Source organism: Actinophytocola sp. (assembly GCF_049647105.1).
GTDB lineage: Bacteria > Actinomycetota > Actinomycetes > Mycobacteriales > Pseudonocardiaceae > Actinophytocola.
Window position 1 is genome coordinate 1 of sequence record NZ_JBARWZ010000055.1, and the last position, 20493, is coordinate 20493.

Genomic DNA, 20493 nt, shown 5'->3' on the forward strand with positions numbered 1-20493 from the left:
TGAGGCGCGCGCGCCGGCTGTGCCGGCGCGCCCTCGGGGTGCTCTGGGTCAGAGCTGGCTTGCGCGCTTCGCCATGGCGGACTTCTTGTTCGCCGCCTGGTTGGTGTGGATCACGCCCTTGCCGGCCGCCTTGTCGAGCTTGCGGCTGGCGTCCTGCAGAAGCTCCGTGGCCTTCGCCTTGTCGCCGGCGTCGGCTGCCTCGCGGAACTTGCGGATCGCGGTCTTCACCGAGGACTTGACGGACTTGTTGCGCAGGCGCGCCTTCTCGTTCGTCTTGATCCGCTTGATCTGGGACTTGATGTTGGCCATGGGGGACTGCTCCTCGATGTCGATCACGGAAGTCGTGGCCGCATTCGGATGGCCCCTCCGGAACGGCGGGTTTCCTCCTGAGCGGAATGCCACACGGGCACGACCCGGCGAGACTACCAGGCACGCTCGGCGGCCTCCCAGGACGCTCCTGGTCAGCGGCCAACCGGCGTTCACGCCTCCACGGTGCCTCGGCCACCGCCGTTTCCGCTTCCGAGATCTTCACCCGAGGGATCATCCTTTGGGGGGCGCCCCCGCCTCGGCAGCTTGCCCGCGTTGTCCGGTAGCCGTCCTGCCTGCGACAACGCGCGGCGGAGCAGGTACTCGATCTGTGCGTTGGTGCTGCGCAGCTCGTCACCCGCCCAGCGCGCCACCGCGTCGTGGACCGCGGGGTCCAGGCGGAGGAGGACTTTCTTGCGCTCCGGCACGAAGATCAGTGGTAGAGCGAGCCAGTGTTGACCACGGGCTGGGTTTCGCGGTCCGAGCACAGCACCACGAGCAGGTTGCTGACCATCGTCGCCTTGCGCTCCTCGTCCAGTTCGACCACCTCCTGCTCGGCGAGCTCCTGTAACGCGAGCTGCACCATGCCGACCGCCCCTTCGACGATCCGCTGCCTGGCCGCGACCACCGCGCCTGCCTGCTGGCGGCGCAGCATCGCACCCGCGATCTCCGACGCGTACGCCAGGTGCGTGATGCGCGACTCGATCACCTCGACGCCCGCGGCCTCGACGCGCGCCGAGATCTCCGCGCACAGCTTCTCGGTGATCTCCGAGGCGTTCTCCCGCAGCGACAGCTGGTCGTCGCCGTGTGCGTCGTACGGGTAGCTCGTCGCGATGTGCCGGACCGCGGTCTCGGTCTGGATGTTCACGAACTCGTCGTAGTCGTCGACCTCGAACACCGCGCGTGCCGTGTCGGTGATCCGCCACACCACCACCGCGGCGATCTCGATGGGGTTGCCGTCGGCGTCGTTGACCTTGGTCACTGCGGTCTCGTGGTTGCGGATCCTGGTCGAGACGCGGCGCCGGAAGGTGAACGGGTTGACGAACCGCAGGCCGTCCATGCGCACCGTGCCGACGTAGCGGCCGAGGAACTGCAGCACACGCGCCTCACCGGGCGCCACCATGATCAGGCCGACGTTGAGGACGACGGCGCCGATGAACAGCACGGCCGCCAGCACGATCAGCACGATGCCCGACGTGCGCGGGTCGCTGTCCTCGCTTGCCACCCGCAGGATGCCGACGAGCAGGAGCGCGAGCCCGGCGAGATAGGCGAGCGTCACGAGACCCAGCACGGGCAGCCCCGAGCTGCCGAATGCCACGCGTTCGCGCACGTGTGGCGCGGGCATGGTCGGCCTGTCGATGACGAGTTCGGTCGCGTTCATGACGTTCCCCTCGGGCTGTGCATCTAGCAAAGTGATATCACTTTAGCGTAGTGTCAAGCCCATGAGCGAGGCACTGCGGCTGGCCCGGCTGTACAAGACCTTCGGCGCGAACATCGCGGTCGACCACATCGACCTCACGGTGCCCGCCGGCTCGTTCTTCGGGCTGGTCGGGCCCAACGGCGCGGGCAAGACGACGTCGCTGTCGATGGCCGTCGGGCTGCTGCGACCGGACGGCGGCACGGCGACGATCTTCGACGTCGATGTGTGGGCGGACCCGTTGCGCGCCAAGACGTTGATCGGCGTGCTGCCCGACGGCATGTCGATGCCGGAGCGGCTCACCGGCCGCGAACTGCTGACCTACATGGGACTGCTGCGCGGGCTTCCCGCGGGCACGGTCGCGGAACGGGCCGACGAGCTGCTCGCCGTGCTGGAACTCGCAGAGGCGCAGCACCGGCTGGTCATCGACTACTCGGCAGGCATGCGGAAGAAGATCGGGCTCGCCATCGCACTGCTGCACGCGCCGAAGCTGCTGGTGCTCGACGAGCCGTTCGAGGCCGTCGACCCGGTGTCGGCGTCGACGATCCGCACGATTCTGCAGCGGTTCGTCGCCTCAGGTGGCGCCGTCGTGCTGTCCAGCCACGTGATGGCCCTGGTTGAGCAGCTGTGCAGCCACGTCGCGGTGATCACGCGCGGCCGGGTGGTCGCGGCCGGTCCGGTGGACCTGGTGCGTGGCGCGACGAGCCTCGAGGAAGCGTTCGTGCACATCGTGGGTGGGCGGACCGGCGGCGGGGAGGGACTGTCGTGGTTGGCGTCCTGATCCGGATGCGGTGGCGGGTGCTGCGGCACTCGCTGCGCGGAAAGCAGGCTGTGCTGACCGTGCTCGGGTTCGCGGCCGGGTTGCTCGCGGCGATCGCCACGCTCGTGGTGGCCGGTGCGTCGTTCGACGACCCTGGGGTAGCTGCGGACGTGCTTGCCGCCGTCTATCTCGTGTGGACGGCCGGCTGGCTGTTCGCGCCCGTGCTGTCCGGTGGTGGCGACGAGACGTTGCGGCCGGAGCATTTCGCGCTCCTGCCGCTGGCGCCCCGGCAGCTGGCGTCCGGTCTGCTGGGTGCGGCCTTCGTCGGGGTACCGGCGATCGTGACCGCGGTGGCGTTCTGCGGGCTGCTGCTGCACGCGTCCGGCGCGCACGTGCTGGTCGCGGTCGTGGCGGTGCCGCTGCAGCTCGTGTTCGTGATCCTGCTGTCGCGGGTGATGATGGCGGCGCTCGGCGCGGTGTTGAACTCGCGACGCGGGCGTGACCTGGGGATCCTGCTCACGGCCACGGTCGGCATGTCCGGGTTGCTGGTGCAGGCCATGGTGCGGACGCTCGGGCCGGGGCTCGTCGAGGGCGAGTCACCGGTGCTGTCGGCGGTGCTGCGGTGGTCGCCGTCCGGTTGGGGGACGGTCGCGGTGACGTCGTCGTGGCCGGTGGCACTCGCGTGCGTGGCCGGGCTGGGCGTGGTGGATGCCGCGCTGCTCGCGGTGTGGGGTGCGCTGCTGGTGCGGCGGACGACACGGGTCGCGGCGACGGCGGGTTCGGTGCGGCGGCGGCAGTTCTGCGGGGCGCTGCCCGCGACGCCGGTTGGCGCGGTGGTCGGGAAGGAACTGCGGACGTGGGCGCGGGACGCACGGCGGCGGGTGACCATCCTGTCGACCGTGCTGTTCGGCGTGGTGATCTCGGTGGGCCCGATGCTGTCCGGAGATGGCGAACCGTCGTCGTTCGGCGGGGTCACGTTGGTGGCCTTCGGGTGCCTGATGGCCGGGAACCTGTACGGGATGGATGGCAGCGCGCTGTGGCACACGCTGGTCGCGCCGGGCGCGGAGCGGGTGGACGTGCGCGGGCGGCAGGTGGCGTGGCTGCTGGTGATCGGGCCGGTGACCCTTCTTCTCGCCCTGGTGCTGCCCGCGGTGTCGGAGCCCGAGGTGTACCCGTGGGTGCTGGGGCTGGCGCCCGCGATGCTGGGTGGTGGCGCCGGACTGGTCGTGTTGCTGTCGGTGTTCGCGGGATACCCGATGCCGGACCAGCGGGCGAGTCCGTTCGCGTCCGGTGGGAGTCCCGGGTTGCTGCGTTTGTTGCTGCAGCTGGGAATCCTCCTGCTCCTGGGTGTGGTGGCACTGCCGGTGGTGGCGGTCGTGGTGGCCGGGGAGATCGCCGGTTTGCCCGCGGTGTCGTGGTTCGGGGTACCGGTCGGGGTCGCGGTGGGGGTGCTGACGTTCTGGTGGTGGGGCGCGGTCGCGGCCCGGCGGCTCGCTGCGCGTGGACCGGAGTTGCTTGGACAGGTGTCGAAGAGACTCTGAGGTTGTCCACAGGCAAGATCGACTTCGGTGGTTCTGTCGGTGAGTACCGGTAGACTGGCAAGGCGGGACGCCCCCGGGTGTACCCCTATTTGTGTACCTATTTGTTACACGGCTGGCTTATGAGGGCCGGGCGACCGCGCGGTGACCTCTTTCAGCGTGTCTGACCTGCGGTAATGGACGTCCCGCGTGGATGGACGGCATGGGGGAAGGGTCAGGGATACCTCGAACGGCGTGCCGGGGGACGTGGCGAGGGGCGTGTGGCGGGGGCCGGTTGGCGGGGCCGCCGTGGCGGTCGGTGGTCGCGGTGTCGACGGGTTCGCACGCGGTGGTGTTGTGCGCCTGGGGCCGACGCGAGTGTCACCTCTCGGTTCACCGGCCGCCGGAGTCGCCGATGTCGGTCAGCGGGGTCGCGGCCTGGCGTCGGCACAAGCGCGCCGCTGCGGCCAACTGCTCGGCGAGGGTTGCCCAGTCGACGGCTTCCCCCATCAGCACTAGCCGCGCGTGCTCTGTGATGGCGCGACCGACTGTCTCCAGTTCGCTGACGATCTCGATCTGCTTCGGCGTGTACGCGGATTCGGTCATGACACGTGCCAATCGACCGGACCCGTCACGTTCGGCCGAAGAACTGGGTCGTTCGTGTCCTGCGCGTCCCCATGCATACGCGACAGGAACGAGCGGGGATGACCCGTCTTGCGCACGCACACTTCGTGGGGAAACGCCGTCCCCCACGCGACGATCTCCACCGTGCCCGACGCGAACACCACCCCACAGCACGCCGTCACCGGATCGAAGTTCACCGCTAACCCCGGTACCACCACCACTTCTTCCGGCACGACGTGAACCGAGCGTGCCTGACCACGACTTGGGTGATCGGCGGGCACAGACAGTCCTGACGGGAACACCCCGTCGCGCAGACGAACGAGCGTCATCCCGTGACGGCTTGGCATCCGAATGTCCGTCGCCGGTCCCCCGGTCACGCTGACCTCCGGCCACGAGTAGCCCAGTCTCGCGCCTGCTGCTCCATCGCTTCCGCTGCCGTCGACAACGCGGCTACCAACCACCACTCAACCTGGGGTGCCTCCGCCAGCCGTCGCCACGCCACCGCCACCCGCGCCGACAACTGCGCCTGAACCTCCCGGTCCCGGACATTCATCGCGTTCACCCGGTGCGTCGACACATAGTCCCGGTAAACCGCCTCCCATGCACTAAGCAAGTAGGCAGGAACTTCGCACGACACGGTGTCGCTGGTCGGCATGTTCATGACTGACCAACCTCCTTTCTGTTCTCGTGCTGTCGTGCCTCGTCTTTCGGAAGTCCGGCGGGGGCCTGGGCTGAGCGAAGCTGCCCGCTCTCCGCTGGTAGGACCTGCCACGTGGCTTGTGCGAGACTGAAATCACCATGTCATCAGCTCAGGATCAGCTCCACGATCTTGAGACGACATGGGGACGACTTGTCACGACATCTCAGGTGGAACGGGAGGGCTTCGGATGCGGGCGGCCCGGACGGTGTTGGAACAGAAGATCTGGGAGCGCCGCCAGACATTGGAGGAGTTCGCCGAGGCGGTCGAGGTCTTCGCGCGTGAGCATGGCGAGGCGGGCATGATCGGTGTTCGGCACCTGCAACGGCTGGTCGCTGGGCGTGGTCCTGGCGGTCGCCCTCTCGGTCGTGTTCGACCGTCCACTGCTCGGTTGCTGGAACGGATCCTCGGGTTGGGCGTGGACGAACTGCTCGCGTCTCCGGCTGATGGTGAACCGGCTGTGCAGGATCTTGACGGCACGGTGTCGGACATCGGAGACGTTGGTCTGCTGGGAGGGCTGGTCGGCTGGCTGCCCGACTCTGCGCGGCAGGTGGTCGCGGATCGGCTTGACGGACTCGACGTCGGTCGCGTGCGTGACAAGAGGGCACGGATGCAAGACGTGGGGAGGAGCCAGTTGGCGGGTGCTCTCGCGGAGTACTACGCCGAGGGCACGTCACAGCATGCGCAGTACGGCGCGCAAGTGTGTGGTCAACACGTCCTTACCTCCGTGCTGACCCGGCCGGAGTGGGCAGCGTTGGGCGTGCCGTTGGAAGCACGCACCGATCGGGTTGAGCTGGAGGATGCTGGTCCCGACGACGCGGTGCCGATCGAGCACATCGAAGAGTCTGGTGTGGATCGGCTCGCCGAGGCGGCAGCGTTGGGGGTTCGGATCACCAACAAGCCCTTGTATCGGCTGCTTGACGTCGATGTGCGGGATGGTGTTATCACTGGTCGAGTCGGTCTGGCGCCCTTCGCCACTTACGCACTGACGATGGATCTGCTCGAAGGCGAGTTGGCTGCCTCGCTCGCTCTGGATCAGCCGGTGTCGCTGCCGCTGCGTGACCGGTTTCTGCCGAATCTGGGGTCGGTGCTCGACTTGCGGAGTCGGTTGTGTGTCGGTGGCGTTGTCGGGCTTACAGCCATCGCGCGGCCTGCGGACCCGTATCGCGGACCTGCGGACTACGCCTTGTTGGTTCAGGAGCGGTCGGGGCAGGTCGTCAACGCCGCTGGACGACTCGCGGTGATTCCGAAGGGGTTCCATGAGCCGCTGACCGACCTGCGCGGCGACGCGCGCATCGGCGCGACGCTCCGCCGTGAGATGGAAGAGGAGTTGTTCGGGCGCCTCGATGTCGACAGCACCAGCGACCTGGGGCGGGCTGCCGCACCAATGCATCCCGGTCGGCTGTCCGCGCCGATGCGTTGGCTGCTTGACGTGCCTGGACGGTTGCGAACCGAGTGCACAGGATTCGGGTTCAACCTTGTCAGCGGCAACTACGAGTTTGCCGCGCTGGTGGTGATCGACGACGAGTCCTTCTGGACGCGGTTCGGCGGGGCGATCGAGGCTAATTGGGAGTCCGCTGGTTTGCGGGTTTACTCCAGTTTGGACGATCATCTAGTCGGCAAGTTGATTCTTGACGAGTCGTGGAGCAACGAGGGTTTGTTTGCTTTCCTGCAAGGGATTCGACGATTGCAGGAGGTCGCTGACGATCGGGTGAAGCTGCCAGGCGTCGAGGTCGAACTAGGTTGCTGACGGCCAGCGGACGACCATGACCACCGCGTCAGTGAGTGCCTCATACGAGTGGTCGATTCCTGGACCCCACAGCACGTAGTCACCCTGGACGGACAGAACCTTGCTGCCCTCGGTCAGGTCCACGCGGAACTCGCCCTGGATCAGGACGACCAGCGTTGTGCGCTGGTCGTCTTTCGTCCACTCGTGGCGTACTTCGCCTGCGGTGTGGGTCGCCCACTTGATCTCGACGTCCTTGCTGTGGAGCAGGCCCTCCGACGGGTCCATAAAGTGGCCCAGGAGCCAGCCACGGTTGTCCTTCGTGTCCTCGGCGGCGTTCCCGGTGCACCAGTTCGCGGCCATCAGATGACCTCCCACTCGATCGTCGGCGCGTTCACCCTGTCTCCGCCGACCTCGGTAAGCCTGCGGATGCCCTGGAGCAGCGCGAACAAGCCCTCGTTGCTCCAGGTCTCGTCCGCTGCCAGTTCACCTAGTAGATCACGGTCACGGCTCGAATACTGGCGCAAGCTGGCCGCTTCCCAGTTCGCCTGGATCTGGCCACCGAAACGCGTCCAGAAGTCCTCATCTTCGATGACGATCAAGCCGGGGAACTCGAAGTTTCCGCTCACCAGGTTGATACCGAAACCGGTGCATTCCATGTGGAAGGCGTCCAGGTGGTCCATCAGCCAGCGCATCGGGTCGGACAAGCGGCTGGGGTGCATCGGGTCGGCTTGGAGCTGTTCGCCATGCGTGCTGTCGATGTCGTCGCGGCCGAACAACTCCTCTTCCATCTCACGGCGGAGCGTCGCGCCGATGTGCACGTCGGTGCGGTAGTCGGTCAGCGGCTCGTGGAAGCCCTTCGGGATCACGGCCAACCGGCGGGCCGCGTTGACGACGTGTCCGGAGCGTTCCTGGACAAGCAGCACGTAGTCCGCCGGACCACGGAACGGGTCGGCAGGGCGGGCGATCGCACACAGTGCCAGCGCGCCGCCAGCACACAGACGATTCGGCAGGTCGAGCACTGATGCTGTGTCGGGCAGATAGGACGCCCGCAGAGGAAGCGCACCGGGAGCGACCGGCGCATCGGCCGCGATCGCGTCGACCAGTTCACCTTCCAACAGGTCCATGGTCAGCGCGTACCGCACGAAGCGGGTGACCTCCGCCGTACCTCTGATCGCGCCCGCGCTCGGTTCGATGCCGACCAGCCGGAACAGCGGGCCGTCCACCATGCGGATGTTCAGCGCCAGCGTCTCGGCCAGACGTTGAGCCGCTCGGCCCGCCGTCTCCTCCGACAGCACAACATCAACGTCTGCCGTCGTGTTCGCCACGGTCAGACGGTCGCCGGGTGGGATCAGCGAGCAGTGGAGATCGAGCCAGTCCGGCCGGGTCAACACGCTGGTCAGCGATCCAGCCGCTGCGTACTGGCCATAGTCGCCGGGTGGGTTCGGGTAGTAGCTGCGGAGCGCATCGGCGATCCGTCGCTGATCGACACGGCCACGGCGGGTACCTCGGTCATGGAGCTGGCGCAGGTCAACCCGCGCCAGTCGGGAGGCGACGTCACGGCGTGCGGTGCCCGGATCCCAACCCGCGTGGTGGTCGAGCCAGTGGAGCGCCGCGCTGATGTTCGGATCCGCGCTCAGACGATGCTCCGCGTCACTTGCTGGGGCGGCCCGCTCACCTGTCAGCTCGGCGAACCGGGCCTTGATCGCCGGTGACGCCCGGTCCAGCACCGTGTCCAGGAGCTGTTGCATCTCCGACTGCGGGCGCAACGTCGGCTTCTGATGCCAGCCCGAGACGGTACGAGCACCGATGTCGAGATGCTGTGCGAACGCCTCGTTGCTCATGCGCATGGCCGCCTGCAGGGCGCATGCCGTTCGGCCCGTCCAACCGTCGACCGATCCCACTCAATCCCCCGAGTACTCGATTTGTGCAGTGGTTCCGCACTGGTTCCGCAGTGGTTGCGCATGGGTTCCCCGGTGAATTCGCCGTGGAATTGGAGGCATGGAAAACACGCCGCTCAGCAACCGGAATCGCACGGCGCTACCTGCCGGGTTTCACGTTCTTAATGACCGTCGACAGCCCGCTTTTCAGGTCGTCGAGGCGTTCAGTGATCTCGTCCAAGCGCTGTTCGAGGGAGTCGAGGCGCGACCAGAGGGTGTCCTCGTGGTCGGCGACCGGCTCGTTGACCTCCGGTGGCCGCCGACCATGGAGCACGGCGTCCAGGTGCTGCGGGTGCCAGCCCAGCGTTACCGACAAGGATTCCAGGGTTCTGGTGCTTCGGCGGCGCTCCACCGTGTGGTGTTGAAGCTCGCGGACGATCGCCTGCGACACCCGGGAGCGTTCCGCCAACTCGCGTTGGCGCCAGCCCATCTCGTGCACGCGCTCGTTGATCGCCTTTGCGACCGCAGCCCAGTCTTCCGACACCCATTCCTCCGCGCTCCGCCTCAGCGCCGAGATTAGCGCTTCTCGCTCATTCCGCGGCTCGACACCGCGCGTTTCGCGACGCGGGCGGACAAACGCGTCCTCGCTCGCGCTGAAATCATTCTTTATGAGCTGAATTCAGCTCGTGAACCTTAAGGACTTTCTGCCATGGGAACACCTATGCCCAATTCCGGGCACCGGAAGTACTACAGCGTCGGCGAGGCCGCTTGGCTGCTCGGCGTCCAGCCATCCGAGGTCAGGCGTGCCATCAGGACGGGCGCGTTGCCGACCATCCGGCGTCGTTCGCGGCTGGTGGTGCCGGACTACGTGCTGGTCCGCCTGCTGGGCGACCGGTCGGACGGGGGTGACGCGTGATGAACGCGGTCAACCCAGACGACTTTTTCGAGGTCATCGCGGCGAAGCTCGATCGGTTCGAGCGAGTACCGGATGACGTGTTGTGGGAGGTAGCGACCCGGGACGGGGCGTGCATGCTGCTGTCCCGGTCGGACATGGAGCCGGAGTGGACCGGGGACGACCTGACCGATCGTGAGCTGGCGGCGCGGGTCTGCGCGGGCTGCCCGGTGCGCAGCGAGTGTCTGGAACTGGAGTTGCGGACCTCGGGTGATCAGACGCTTGGGGTGTGGGGTGCGCTGCCCGCTGAGGATGTGCGGGCGTTGTACCCGGTGTGGCGTTCGCGGCGGCGTCGCGGCGGGCAGCTCGGTGACGAACCGGGTGGTGGTCGGTGATGACCACGGATTTGACGGTGGAACAGGTGGCGGTCGGTGCCGTGTGCCTGTTGGTGCTGTTGTGGGTGTGGCGGGCGGGTGCGCGTCGTGCTCGTGCGGCGCGGGATGCGGCGCGGTCGGGTGCGCGGTTGTTGTCGCTGACCGGTCGGGTGGTGTTCACGGCCGGGGCGATCGTGGGTGTTCAGTGGCTGGTGCTCACGCACCCGCAGGTGTCCGGCTGGGCTGTGGTGGCCGTGTTGGGGCTGCCCGCGTTGTTCGCGTCCTTCACGCTGACCCGGGCGTTGACGGTGACCACGGTGGACATGCCGCGTAAGCGGGGTGGTCGGCGATGAAGATGATCACTTTGGGGTCCCCGCCGGCCACGATCGACACCGCTTCCGACCTGCGGAAACGCGATCCGCGGAACGGTCCCCGGGACGCGCGGCACGTGCCGCTCACCCGGGGTCAAAGGTTGGCGCAGGACGCCGCCCAGGCGGCGGAGGTACGCACGTACCAGACGCACCCGGATGTGGTGGCGTTGCGGATCGAGCGGATTCGGTCTCAGGTGGACCGGCTGTGCTGGGCCGGGATCGTGCTCGGGCTGGCGTTCACGATGACCAACGTTCAGGTGTTCGCCGCGTCCGGTGCCGACACGTGGTCGTTGCCGTGGCTGGCGGCGTGGGTGCTGGATCCCACGGTGTCGCTGGTGCTGATCGCGGTCCTGCGGGCCGAACAGGTCACCTCCCGCTACCAAGTCCCCACCGGGGAGTGGGTGCGGGCCGCGAAGTGGTTCGCGCTCGCCGCCACGTACGTGATGAACACCTGGCAGTCCTGGGCGCATGGCAGTGCGGCCGGGGTGGTGCTCCATTCGGTGCCGCCGTTGCTGGTGTTCGTCGCGGCGGAGGCCGTGACCGATCTGCGGGACAAGCTGACCGACGCCGTGACGGTCGCTGTGAACGCTCGCGTGAACGGGCACGGCGCTGGGCCGGTGACCGCGCCTGCGGGCACGGACAGCGAGTCTGAGACAGCCGGTGCCGCGTCGGCGGCGGACCCGCGTCCCGCGCGGCGACGGGGGACGTTCGCCGAGTACCGCGCCACCGCGCGGCAGGCGTGGTCCCCGGGTGTGGTGATCACCCCGGCGTGGATACGGGAGGTCACCGGATGCTCGCGGGGCCTGTCCTCCCGGCTGGCCGCCACGCTCACGGCCGAACTGGTCGTCGACCACGACGGCCGGGACGGCTCGGGGGTGCGGGCATGACCAACCCTCCCGAGAACGGGTGCGTGAACGGCGTGAACGGTGCCGTGAACGGCCCGGATGTGAACGGTCCTGTGAACGATGCGGGCACCTCGTCAGCGGGCACGTTGGCACGGAAGGTGTTCGACGCGGAGATCGTCACCGACGACGAACCTGCCGACTGCCGGACCGTGGTGGACGCGTCGGTGTCGGGTTGGCCGGTGGCCGTGTTGGCGGCCCGTGGCGCGGCTGGCGTGTGCTGGTCGTGGCTGCGGCTGCTGGTGGGTCGGGTGTGGCGGTCGGGCCGGGTGCGGCGGGTGCGGTCGGTCGCTGCCTACCGTGTCCGCAAGGCTCCGGCCGATCTGGTGCGGTTGGTGTGGTTCGTGGTGCGGGGGCATTGGCGGTGGCTGGTCAAGGTGTGGTCGTGGGTGACCTATGCCGACCTGCGGGCCGATGTCCGTACGGCGCGGTTGGCCGGTGACACCGAAGCGCGCCGTACCGCGCAGGAACTCATCCGCGCTGACGCCAAAGCCCGGTGGGCACGCGTCGGGATCGTGCTCCGCAGGTTCGTGATCACCGTGCGGGTGGCCGCGCCGGTGGCGGTACTGCTGTGGCTGATCGATGCCCTGATGGACCGGGCGGACATGTGGCCGTGGCTGGCCGGGATCTACACCGCGACCGGTGCGGTGTGGACAGTGCTCACCACCTTGGTGCCGGTCGTGCTGGTGTGCGCGCCGGTGGTGTGGGCGGTCGCGGCGGCGTTCGAGGGCCGCGACCGGGAACCGGGTGCGGGCTGGCTGATCCAGCCCGACCGTGATGACGCGGATTCGTGGGTGGATGAACGGATGATCTCCCGCGCGCTCGCGCACCTCGGGATCTCGCCGCTCAACCGGTTCTTCAAGGACGGTGGCGAACTCGCGTACACGGTACCGGCCCGAAAGGACGGAGACGGCACCTTCGCGCAGGTCAGACTGCCTTTGGGGGTCACCGCGGACATGGTCGCGGGACAACGCGGGAAGCTCGCCGCCAACCTTGGGCGCAGTGGCCTGGAGACGTGGCCGACCAAGGGTGAGGAAGACGGGATCTTGGATCTGTGGGTGGCCGACAAGGGCACCCTGTCCGGCGGCGCCGGGCCGTGGCCGCTGCTCGACGACACCGGCCCGGATGACGGTCGGGTGGATGTGTTCGACGGTGTCCCGTTCGGACTGTCCCAACGCGGGCTGGTCGTCAACGCACCGTTGATCGGTGCGTCGTGGTTGATCGGCGGACGGCCGGGACAGGGCAAGACCTCCGCGCTACGCACGCTCATGTTGGGGGCCGCGCTGGACCCCACCGCAGAGTTGTGGGTGTTCGTGCTGGGCGAGTCCCCGGATTTCGAACCGTTCGCGCCACGGCTGACCCGCTACCGCATGGGCATGGACGACGCGGTAGCCGAAGCAGCGTGCCAGGCGTTGGCCGACCTTGCCGACGAGATGGAGGAACGCGGCAAAACCCTTGGCGCACAGGCAGGACAACCACCCAAGGTGTCCCGCAGGCTCGCCGACCAAAACGGGGTTGGGCTGCACCCGCTGGTCGTTGGGATCGATGAGTGTCACGAACTGTTCCAACACCCGCGCTATGGCAAACGGGCGGCGGAACTCGCTGTGCGGCTGGTGAAGCGAGGACGCAAGTACGGCGTGGTCCTCCTGTTCGCGACCCAGTCACCCACCAAGGACTCCATCCCCCGGGAACTCACCCGCAACGTGGTGTGCGGGGTCGCGTTCTCCGTGGCCGACCACATCGCGAACGATGGCTTGCTGGGGTCGGGCCGGTACGCGGCAGGTATCCGCGCCACCGAACTGCGTACGCACACCGACCGGGGAACCTGCGTCGCGGTCGGTGTCACCGCCGAGACGTTCGAACTGATCCGCACCTACTACATCCCGTTCGAGGACGGGGCCGACGACGTCACCCCGATCATCACGCGCGCCATGGCACTCATCGAGGAAGACGGCCGCGCACTGCCCGCGCCCACACGGCCCGAACTGGAGCCCGTACCAGGCGAGCGACGCGATCCCTTGACAGACATCGCGGAAGCCATGCGCGGGGAACGGCGGGTGCGCACTCTGGTGATCCTCGCCAGGCTCGCCGCGCTCAACTCGGCCGTCTACGAGGACTGGACACCAACCGACCTACACGCCGTGCTCGCCGACCACAAGATCACCGTTCACAAGTCCGACGGCCGGAAAGTCATCCGCGCAGAGAGCATCACCGCCGCGCTGCGCAACCGCACCAACCACGACATCGGACAGCAGGCGCGCGGCAGGGACGCCACCAGGGAGGAGGCAGGGACCCAGGGACTTCTCCCTGCCCCCTCCCTGACCCCAACTCCCTGCGATGACCAGCAGAAACGCCAGACAGGGACGGCAGGGACCCCACCCCGGAACACTCCCCGAAACCCCCGGAAAGCAGGTGCCGACGGGGTGCGCGGTGCCTCCCTCCCTGAGCACGAGGAGGGGGTGAACGATGACGACTGACCCTGGGACAGACGCAGGCACCGAAGCGGTGTTCTCGCCGCACCGGTTCCGGGCGTGGCGGGACGCGACAGGTACACCGTCGGCCGCGTTGGCGGACGCTGGCGGCGCCACCGTGGCCGATGTCGAAGCGTGCACCCGGGGTGAGGCCACACCGAACCGGGCGACGCTGGCGCGGTGGGCGCGGCTGCTCGGGTGCACAGTCCGACAGCTCACCTCCGCCACCCCACTCGATCCACGGGAGTACTGGCAAGCAGCGAGCGAGGCCATGGGACCGATGTCCCCGGACGACCTCGCCGTGATCGCAGACGTACTCGTGCACGCCCGCGCCCGCCGCGACGCACACACCACCGCCACCCGCGAGACCACTACACAGACCGCAGCCCACAAGACCGCCCGGAAGGCAAGGACACCATGGGCACCGCAGGCAGGTACCACAGGAATCGTGCCGACCTAGAACCCCGCAGGACACACCACAGAGGGGCCTGAACCCTGGTGGAATGGTTCAGGCCCCTCTGTCGTGCCGCAGTGACTCCCTGCGGGGCGTTAACCTCACGTGGCCGTCTGCTTGGGGCGTTGGGCCACTAGCCAACGCAATCTTGTTCATCCGTGTGACGGATCGGGATAGTTGCGCGACGCTATGGGGTGAAGCGGGGCTGGGGAAGGGAGCGTGATGCGGGTCGTGCGTGGCCGGTGGGAGTGGCTGGCGGCGGCTGTGCTGGCGGTTGCCGGGGTGGCGTCGGCGGCGGTGGGCGCGCTGGGGTTGGGGCATTGGACCTGGCTGGTGGTGACCGCTGTGGCGGTGGCCGCAGTGGCAAAGGTGCCATCGGCGGTGATGACTAAACGGGTACAGACGCGGGCAGAGCGGTCTGCTGAACAGCGTCGCCAACTCGCCGACGGCGCGGTCGGTGGCGGCAGGGGCCGGGTACGAGACGTAGGCGACGACGACCTGACGCGGGTCGGAGTGCACCCGGCGGTGCTGCCCGACGACATGGCCGAAGTGGCACCAGCCGGAAGCAGCGGGCGGATGCCGCCGTACGTGCGGCGCGACCAGCATGAAGAGGTGGCCAGACGGCTGACCACAGGAGCGTTCGTGGTGATCCAAGGACATTCCGGTGCGGGGAAAAGTCGACTGGGGATGGAAGTGCTGCGTGCCGAACTGTCCGATCACCGGCTGTTCGCTCCTGACCCCGCCGTCGTCGGGGCCGCCGTTGATCAGATGCGGCAGGTGCGGTCGGCGGTGTTGTGGCTGGATGACCTGGACCGCTTCCTGGAAGCCGATGTCCTCACCGCCACACTGATCGGTGAGCTACTCCAAGGGAGCGGACATCACCGGGTGGTGGTCGCCACGCTGCGGCACCAAGCAAGAGAAGCCATGCTCACCGCCACCGACCCCACATCCACGGTGGTCGACCGGCGACACCGGGTACTGGAAGCAGGGGACACCGTGCGGATCGCACGCGAGTTCACCACCACCGAACTCGACCGTGCCAACGATCTCGCCGGGGATCCGCGAATCCGGGACGCACTGGCCCACGCCGACACCTACGGGCTGGCCGAATACCTCGCGGCCGGACCACAACTGCTCCACGAGTGGGAGACCGGCAAAGACATCCACCCCCGAGGATCCGCGCTGATCGCCGCAGCCGTGGACTGTCGCCGCGCCGGATACATCGCGCCACTGCCCCGAGCGCTACTCAACACCGTGCACGACCACTACCTGGCGACCAGATCACGAGGTGAGGTCGAAGACCTGGACACGGCGTGGACCTGGGCAACCGCGCTGTGGCGGCACACCACCGCCATGCTCGAACCCGCCAACACCGACACCGTGATCGTATTCGACTACCTCGTCGATCACATCCAACGAACCACACCGGTGGACAACGACCCACCCGAACACACCATCACCACCGCGCTCTCCTTCGCCGACGCCACCACGGCAAACGCCATCGGCAACCACGCCACACAACGCGGCCGATATCACCTCGCACTCACCGCACACCAACACGCCCTCACCTATCACACCGACCCACACCATCCGGAAACCCTGACCAGCCGCAACAACCTCGCGACCACGCTCACGGAACTGGGGCGGTTTGAGGAAGCCGAACGCGAACACCGCGCCGTACTCGACCTGAGTATTCGGGTGCTGGGGGCCGACCACCCCGACACCCTGATCAGCCGCAACAACCTCGCGTACGCGCTCACGGGCCTGGGGCGGTTTGAGGAAGCCGAACGCGAACACCGCGCCGTACTCGACCTCCGCACTCAGGCGCTGGGGGCCGAACACCCCGACACCCTGAACAGCCGCAACAACCTCGCGTACGCGCTCACGGACCTGGGGCGGTTTGAGGAAGCCGAACGCGAACACCGCGCCGTACTCGACCTCCGCGCTCAGGCGCTGGGGGCCGAACACCCCGACACCCTGAACAGCCGCAACAACCTCGCGTACGCGCTCATGGGCCTGGGGCGGTTTGAGGAAGCCGAACGCGAACACCGCGCCGTACTCGACCTCCGCACTCAGGTGCTGGGTGCCAACCACCCTGACACCCTGACCAGCCGCAGCAACCTCGCGTACGTGCGCTCGAAGCTGGAATAGCTCGGCGATACAACCAGTACAGATCCAGCGCCGACGGGTCCAAGCGGCTGAGTGAGCGTCGCCCGTCGTGGTTCGGGTGCTTAGGCGCCAGCACGGGTGGTGTGGTGTGCCGTGGGCACAGCCGACAGCGGTACCAGCCGCACCCGCGCGGGGTCCCAGCGACGACCCGTCGACGCCGCCTTCGCGATCACCACCGCGTGTGTGCCTCCCAGCGCACGGCGCAGCATGACCCGCATGCCTTCCACACCACCTTCAGCGTTCAGCGCGTCCCACTCCGCCGCGACCTCCCCCGACGAGACTGCCCCCGCGCCGACCTCACCGGCGGCTGGTGCACCGACCTTCTCCCGCAACGCATCACGCTCAGCGGTCAGCGCCGCCAGCCTCGCGACCAACGGCCGGTTGGCCTTGTCAAACGCGGCCAGTGACAGCTCACCGTGTCCCAGCCGTTCCGACAATGCCTCTTGTGTCCGCTCGGCGCTGTCGATATCGGTGGTCAGCTCACGCAACCGAGTGGTGTTGCGAGTGACGAACTGGCGAACCGTGGCCATGTGTTCCCGGTCGGACAGGCGCGCGATCACCAGTTCCCGCAGCGACTGATCCACCCGCGCCAAGCTCGCCGACACCCGCCCACACCCGCCACGATGCTTAGGACAGAAGTAGATCGGACCGCGCTGTGGAGTGGTCGCCTTGGCCGACATCCCACGCCCGCACCCTCCACACCGCACAATCCCCGTACCCACATACTTACGGCCGACCTGCCCACTGCTGCGACCCCGCCGACGCGACTTGATCACCGACCGCACCTGCGTCAACAGGTCTTCGGAGACGATCACGTCTTCCTCGGATTCGAACCGGCCGACCATCACATCGTCATACTCGATCAAGCCCGCGTTCACCGCCCGCGACAACGTCTCCGGCACAGCCTCCCAGGTCCACACGTTCCCCCACGGCGTGCGCAACCCGCGTTCGTTCCACTCCCGCGCGATCCTCGCGAACACACCTTCACCCTGCCGGTTGACCACCAACTGGCACGCCCACGCGATCCCCTCCCGCTCCGCCGCGACCTGCTCAGCCGACACCACCGCACGCGGCAAACCTTCCGCTTCCAGCGCATCCGCTTCATCCTTCGGCACCGGCACCATGCCCGGGAACCCGAACCGGCGTATCCCCCCGGTCAGCCTGCCCGTCGCCCGCATCACCTCGAACTTGCGGCGCAGACGCCGCGACGTGTCCTCCGACGACCGCTCCGCGTGCGCGACCTCGATATGCAGGATGAACACGTCATCCGGGTTCGCCAGGTCCCGCACCCCACGCGCCGACGCCAGCTTGATACCCCGCTCGGACAGCTCCAGCAACTTGACCAGGTCCGCAGGCAACCGGAACAGCCGGTCCGAGTGCCACACCGCAATCCCGTCAGATTCCCCCGACTCCGCCCGATCCAGGAGCTTCCGCCACCCCTTGCGGACCGCGTCCCGACGCCACGCCGAGATCCCATCGGACAATTCCACACCCACCTGACCACCCAACCGCGCGATCAGATCCCGGTTGTCGCCAAGCTGGGTATCGATCTTCTCAACCTCACCCGTACGCGGATCCTTCGACAACCGCGCATACGAGTCATAGACCGGCGGCTCACCCCTCGCGGCACGCTCCGCACGCTTGGCCTGAGCTGGGCTTATCCTCGATGACCTGGGCATACAACCAGAATAGGTCCACAAATGGTGGTGCGCCCGGGAACGGGTGGGGGTTGCCATCGGCAGGTTTGCTCGCCGGCAGGGCTTATTGCGTGTGCTTCCTGTTTCGGTTTGACAGGGTGGGGTGGTGCACCCCGTCGCGATCTTGCTTGTGCTCGGTGCCGCTTTCGCGCATGCCGGGTGGAACATCTTCGCCAAACGAGTGCCAGACGGGGGTGCGCTGTTCGTCTGGCTCAGCGCCGTCTTGGGCGTGGTGTTCCAGTTGCCGTTGGCCGTGGTGGTCGTGGCGCGGCAGGGCATGGACGGCTCCTGGTGGCTTGCCTTCTGCGTCAGCGGCGTCATCCACCTCGGGTACTTCGTGTTGCTGCAGCGGGGTTACCGGGTCGGGGACCTGTCCGTTGTGTACCCGCTCGCACGCGGGACCGGGCCGCTGCTGTCCGTTGTGGCCGCTGTCTGGTTGCTCGGCGAGCGACCTGGTGCCGTGGCGCTCGTCGGGGCCGCCGCCGTGGTCGCCGGGGTGTTCGTCATCGGTGGGTTCGGGACCGGCGCGGGGATCGGGTACGGGCTCGCCACCGGTGCGCTCATCGCCACCTACACGCTCTGGGACGCCCACGCCGTCACCGCGCTCGCCGTGCCGCCGGTGATCCTCATGGGCGGTTCGGCGCTCGTCGAGTCGGTGCTGCTCGCGCCCTACGCGCTGGCGCGGCGGGAAGCCGTCGGCCGGATCTGGCGGGAGCACCGGGTGGCTGTTCTCGCGGTCGGCTTCCTGTCGCCGCTCGCCTACCTGCTCGTGCTCTTCGCCATGCGGATGGCGCCGGTCAGCCTGGTGGCGCCCGCCAGGGAGCTGTCGATCGTGGTCGGGAGTCTCGGGGCCTGGCTCCTGCTCGGCGAGCCGAACCCCGCCCGCCGGATGTCCGGAGCCGTGATCGTCCTTGTGGGGGTGGCGGCGATCGCGGTCAGCTGAGTGGTTGCCGATCGGCCCGGGCGCACCGCGATCGAGGCCAGGGTCATCCCTCGGGGTGGAAGACGACGAGGCGGCAGCCGGTCTCGGACTGCGGCACGTGGCTGGACCCGGCCGGGCAGTGGAGAACGACCCGGCCGGGTAGTCGCGCACCCGTCGTTGAACACCCCCGAGACCACGAAGACCTCTTCCGCGCCCGGTTCGTGCACGTCCAGGTTCGGCCACACCGCACCCGGCGCGATGTCGACGACGAAGCACTTCCAGCCCGCGTCGCCCTCCCAGAGCTGACGCGGCTCGATCCCGTCGGCGTATGGCCGGACCGGGAGCGACCTCGTGGCCGAGACCGGCGCGACGCAGCCGAACGTGTCCAACCACCTCGCCGTGCTGCGCGAAGCCGGGCTCGTCGCCGCCGACCGGGACGGGCGGGTGGTCCGCTACCGGCTGGCGTCACCGATGGTCGGTGCGCTCGTGACGGCGCTCAGGGCGGTCGCGGACTACCGTTGACGCCATGGCTGGCTGGGCCGGGAGCAGGCTGTCGGCGCGGGTGTACGACTTCGGGGTCGAACGTGAATGGCTCGCGCGGCCGGCGGGCGTGCTGTTGTGGGGCACCGACACGCGCCTGATGTACGAGACGATCCGCACGATCGGCGCCATGCCACCCGGTTCCTCGGTGCTGGACGTGCCGTGCGGCGGCGGTCTCGCGTTGCGCGGGATGCGGCCGGAGCAGGATCTCCGTTACGTGGCAGCGGACATCTCGCCGGTGATGCTGTCGCGGACCCGTGCGCAGGCGTCGCGGTTGCAGCGCCCGGTGCTGGTGACCGCCGCGGACATCACGCGGCTTCCCTTCGGGGACAACAGGTTCGACCTGTGCGTGTGCTTCAACGGACTGCACTGCCTGCCCGATCCGGCGGCCGCGGTGCGGGAGATCGCCCGCTGCCTCAAGGACGGCGCCCAACTCGTCGGCGACACGATCGTGCGCGGCGCAGGGCTGCGACAGGACCTCGCGCTCAGCGCGTTCCACCGCGTCGGCCTGTTCGGCCCGGGCCACACGGTGGACGAGGTGGAACGCTGGCTCTCCGACGCGGGCCTGCGAGTGGACCGCCTCACACGGTCCGGCGCGGTAGCCCACTTCGCAGCAACCCGCTAACCCCGCGAGTCCTCGACTGGGAACCCGCGAGTCCACGGTTGGGAACCCGCGAGTCTTCGGTTCAGAACCGATGAGTTCTGCGTTCAGAACCACCGACTTGTGTTCCGAACCACCAACTCACGGGTCCTGAACCGAAGACTCGCGGGTTC

At 68.1% G+C, this 20493-nt stretch carries 23 protein-coding genes; 13 read left to right on the forward strand and 10 right to left on the reverse strand.

The annotated features are described in order from the left end of the window. Positions 1-48 precede the first annotated feature (48 nt). The 3 genes from rpsT to WBA97_RS07450 form a co-directional block, all read right to left on the reverse strand. Positions 49-309 (reverse strand): 30S ribosomal protein S20, encoded by a 261-nt coding sequence (gene rpsT, locus WBA97_RS07440; protein WP_424229968.1) that lies wholly within the window; start codon positions 307-309, stop codon positions 49-51. A 170-nt stretch (positions 310-479) separates the two neighbouring features. After that, positions 480-734 carry a hypothetical protein gene (locus WBA97_RS07445; RefSeq protein WP_424229969.1) on the reverse strand — a complete coding sequence of 85 codons (255 nt, stop codon included), beginning with the start codon at positions 732-734 and terminating at the stop codon, positions 480-482. Positions 735-739: 5 nt separating this feature from the next. Further along, entirely contained in the window at positions 740-1687 is a 948-nt protein-coding gene (locus WBA97_RS07450; RefSeq protein WP_424229970.1) for an SPFH domain-containing protein, read from the reverse strand. A 61-nt stretch (positions 1688-1748) separates the two neighbouring features. On the opposite strand from WBA97_RS07450, the gene WBA97_RS07455 reads away from it, so the two are divergent. Beyond that, positions 1749-2504 (forward strand): ABC transporter ATP-binding protein, encoded by a 756-nt coding sequence (locus tag WBA97_RS07455; RefSeq protein WP_424229971.1) that lies wholly within the window; start codon positions 1749-1751, stop codon positions 2502-2504. Then, complete coding sequence (locus WBA97_RS07460; RefSeq protein WP_424229972.1) at positions 2489-4024, forward strand: hypothetical protein; 1536 nt, start codon at positions 2489-2491, stop codon at positions 4022-4024. The genes WBA97_RS07455 and WBA97_RS07460 overlap by 16 nt, the downstream gene beginning before the upstream one ends. Before the next feature lie 369 nt (positions 4025-4393). Here the strand turns inward: WBA97_RS07460 and WBA97_RS07465 are convergent, their stop codons facing one another. From WBA97_RS07465 to WBA97_RS07475, 3 genes are read right to left on the reverse strand one after another with little or no spacing between them, the layout of a single operon-like run. Beyond that, entirely contained in the window at positions 4394-4606 is a 213-nt protein-coding gene (locus tag WBA97_RS07465) for a hypothetical protein (RefSeq protein ID WP_424229973.1), read from the reverse strand. Then, a complete protein-coding gene (locus WBA97_RS07470) occupies positions 4603-4953 on the reverse strand; it encodes a hypothetical protein (protein WP_424229974.1) in 351 nt (116 codons plus the stop codon). Before WBA97_RS07470 ends, WBA97_RS07465 begins: the two co-directional genes overlap by 4 nt. 44 nt (positions 4954-4997) lie before the next feature. Further along, positions 4998-5285, reverse strand: coding sequence for a hypothetical protein (locus WBA97_RS07475; RefSeq protein WP_424229975.1), 288 nt, complete (start codon positions 5283-5285; stop codon positions 4998-5000). Positions 5286-5532: 247 nt separating this feature from the next. Between WBA97_RS07475 and WBA97_RS07480 the strand changes: the two genes are divergently transcribed. Further along, the gene (locus WBA97_RS07480) at positions 5533-7071 is read left to right on the forward strand and encodes a transcriptional regulator (RefSeq protein ID WP_424229976.1); all 1539 of its coding nucleotides are present in this window, start codon (positions 5533-5535) and stop codon (positions 7069-7071) included. Here WBA97_RS07480 and WBA97_RS07485 read toward each other — a convergent pair. From WBA97_RS07485 to WBA97_RS07495, 3 genes are all read right to left on the reverse strand, one after another. Beyond that, positions 7060-7410: a signal peptidase I gene (locus WBA97_RS07485; protein ID WP_424229977.1), complete on the reverse strand. Its 351-nt coding sequence runs from the start codon at positions 7408-7410 to the stop codon at positions 7060-7062. The two genes, WBA97_RS07480 and WBA97_RS07485, sit on opposite strands and share 12 nt — an antisense overlap. Beyond that, a complete protein-coding gene (locus WBA97_RS07490) occupies positions 7410-8951 on the reverse strand; it encodes a transcriptional regulator (RefSeq protein ID WP_424229978.1) in 1542 nt (513 codons plus the stop codon). Before WBA97_RS07490 ends, WBA97_RS07485 begins: the two co-directional genes overlap by 1 nt. A 136-nt stretch (positions 8952-9087) precedes the next feature. After that, entirely contained in the window at positions 9088-9471 is a 384-nt protein-coding gene (locus WBA97_RS07495) for an XRE family transcriptional regulator (protein ID WP_424229979.1), read from the reverse strand. Between the two features lie 165 nt (positions 9472-9636). On the opposite strand from WBA97_RS07495, the gene WBA97_RS07500 reads away from it, so the two are divergent. The 7 genes from WBA97_RS07500 (at position 9637) to WBA97_RS07530 (ending at position 16542) form a co-directional block, all read left to right on the forward strand. Continuing rightward, positions 9637-9843, forward strand: coding sequence for a helix-turn-helix domain-containing protein (locus WBA97_RS07500; protein WP_424229980.1), 207 nt, complete (start codon positions 9637-9639; stop codon positions 9841-9843). Next, complete coding sequence (locus tag WBA97_RS07505; RefSeq protein ID WP_424229981.1) at positions 9843-10214, forward strand: WhiB family transcriptional regulator; 372 nt, start codon at positions 9843-9845, stop codon at positions 10212-10214. Before WBA97_RS07500 ends, WBA97_RS07505 begins: the two co-directional genes overlap by 1 nt. Further along, complete coding sequence (locus tag WBA97_RS07510) at positions 10214-10546, forward strand: hypothetical protein (RefSeq protein WP_424229982.1); 333 nt, start codon at positions 10214-10216, stop codon at positions 10544-10546. The genes WBA97_RS07505 and WBA97_RS07510 overlap by 1 nt, the downstream gene beginning before the upstream one ends. Next, positions 10543-11451, forward strand: a complete 909-nt coding sequence (locus tag WBA97_RS07515) for a hypothetical protein (RefSeq protein WP_424229983.1) — start codon at positions 10543-10545, stop codon at positions 11449-11451. Before WBA97_RS07510 ends, WBA97_RS07515 begins: the two co-directional genes overlap by 4 nt. Further along, entirely contained in the window at positions 11448-13943 is a 2496-nt protein-coding gene (locus WBA97_RS07520) for a hypothetical protein (protein ID WP_424229984.1), read from the forward strand. The genes WBA97_RS07515 and WBA97_RS07520 overlap by 4 nt, the downstream gene beginning before the upstream one ends. Then, positions 13933-14397: a hypothetical protein gene (locus tag WBA97_RS07525; RefSeq protein ID WP_424229985.1), complete on the forward strand. Its 465-nt coding sequence runs from the start codon at positions 13933-13935 to the stop codon at positions 14395-14397. Before WBA97_RS07520 ends, WBA97_RS07525 begins: the two co-directional genes overlap by 11 nt. A gap of 216 nt (positions 14398-14613) precedes the next feature. Then, positions 14614-16542 carry a tetratricopeptide repeat protein gene (locus WBA97_RS07530; RefSeq protein WP_424229986.1) on the forward strand — a complete coding sequence of 643 codons (1929 nt, stop codon included), beginning with the start codon at positions 14614-14616 and terminating at the stop codon, positions 16540-16542. 80 nt (positions 16543-16622) lie between these two features. Here WBA97_RS07530 and WBA97_RS07535 read toward each other — a convergent pair whose 3' ends face one another. After that, the gene (locus WBA97_RS07535; protein ID WP_424229987.1) at positions 16623-18425 is read right to left on the reverse strand and encodes a recombinase family protein; all 1803 of its coding nucleotides are present in this window, start codon (positions 18423-18425) and stop codon (positions 16623-16625) included. On the opposite strand from WBA97_RS07535, the gene WBA97_RS07540 reads away from it, so the two are divergent. From WBA97_RS07540 to WBA97_RS07550, 3 genes are all read left to right on the forward strand, one after another. Beyond that, complete coding sequence (locus WBA97_RS07540) at positions 18364-19200, forward strand: EamA family transporter (protein WP_424229988.1); 837 nt, start codon at positions 18364-18366, stop codon at positions 19198-19200. The two genes, WBA97_RS07535 and WBA97_RS07540, sit on opposite strands and share 62 nt — an antisense overlap. Before the next feature lie 330 nt (positions 19201-19530). Next, the gene (locus WBA97_RS07545) at positions 19531-19701 is read left to right on the forward strand and encodes an ArsR/SmtB family transcription factor (RefSeq protein ID WP_424229989.1); all 171 of its coding nucleotides are present in this window, start codon (positions 19531-19533) and stop codon (positions 19699-19701) included. A 4-nt stretch (positions 19702-19705) separates the two neighbouring features. After that, positions 19706-20344 (forward strand): class I SAM-dependent methyltransferase, encoded by a 639-nt coding sequence (locus WBA97_RS07550; protein WP_424229990.1) that lies wholly within the window; start codon positions 19706-19708, stop codon positions 20342-20344. The last annotated feature ends 149 nt before the right edge of the window (positions 20345-20493 follow it).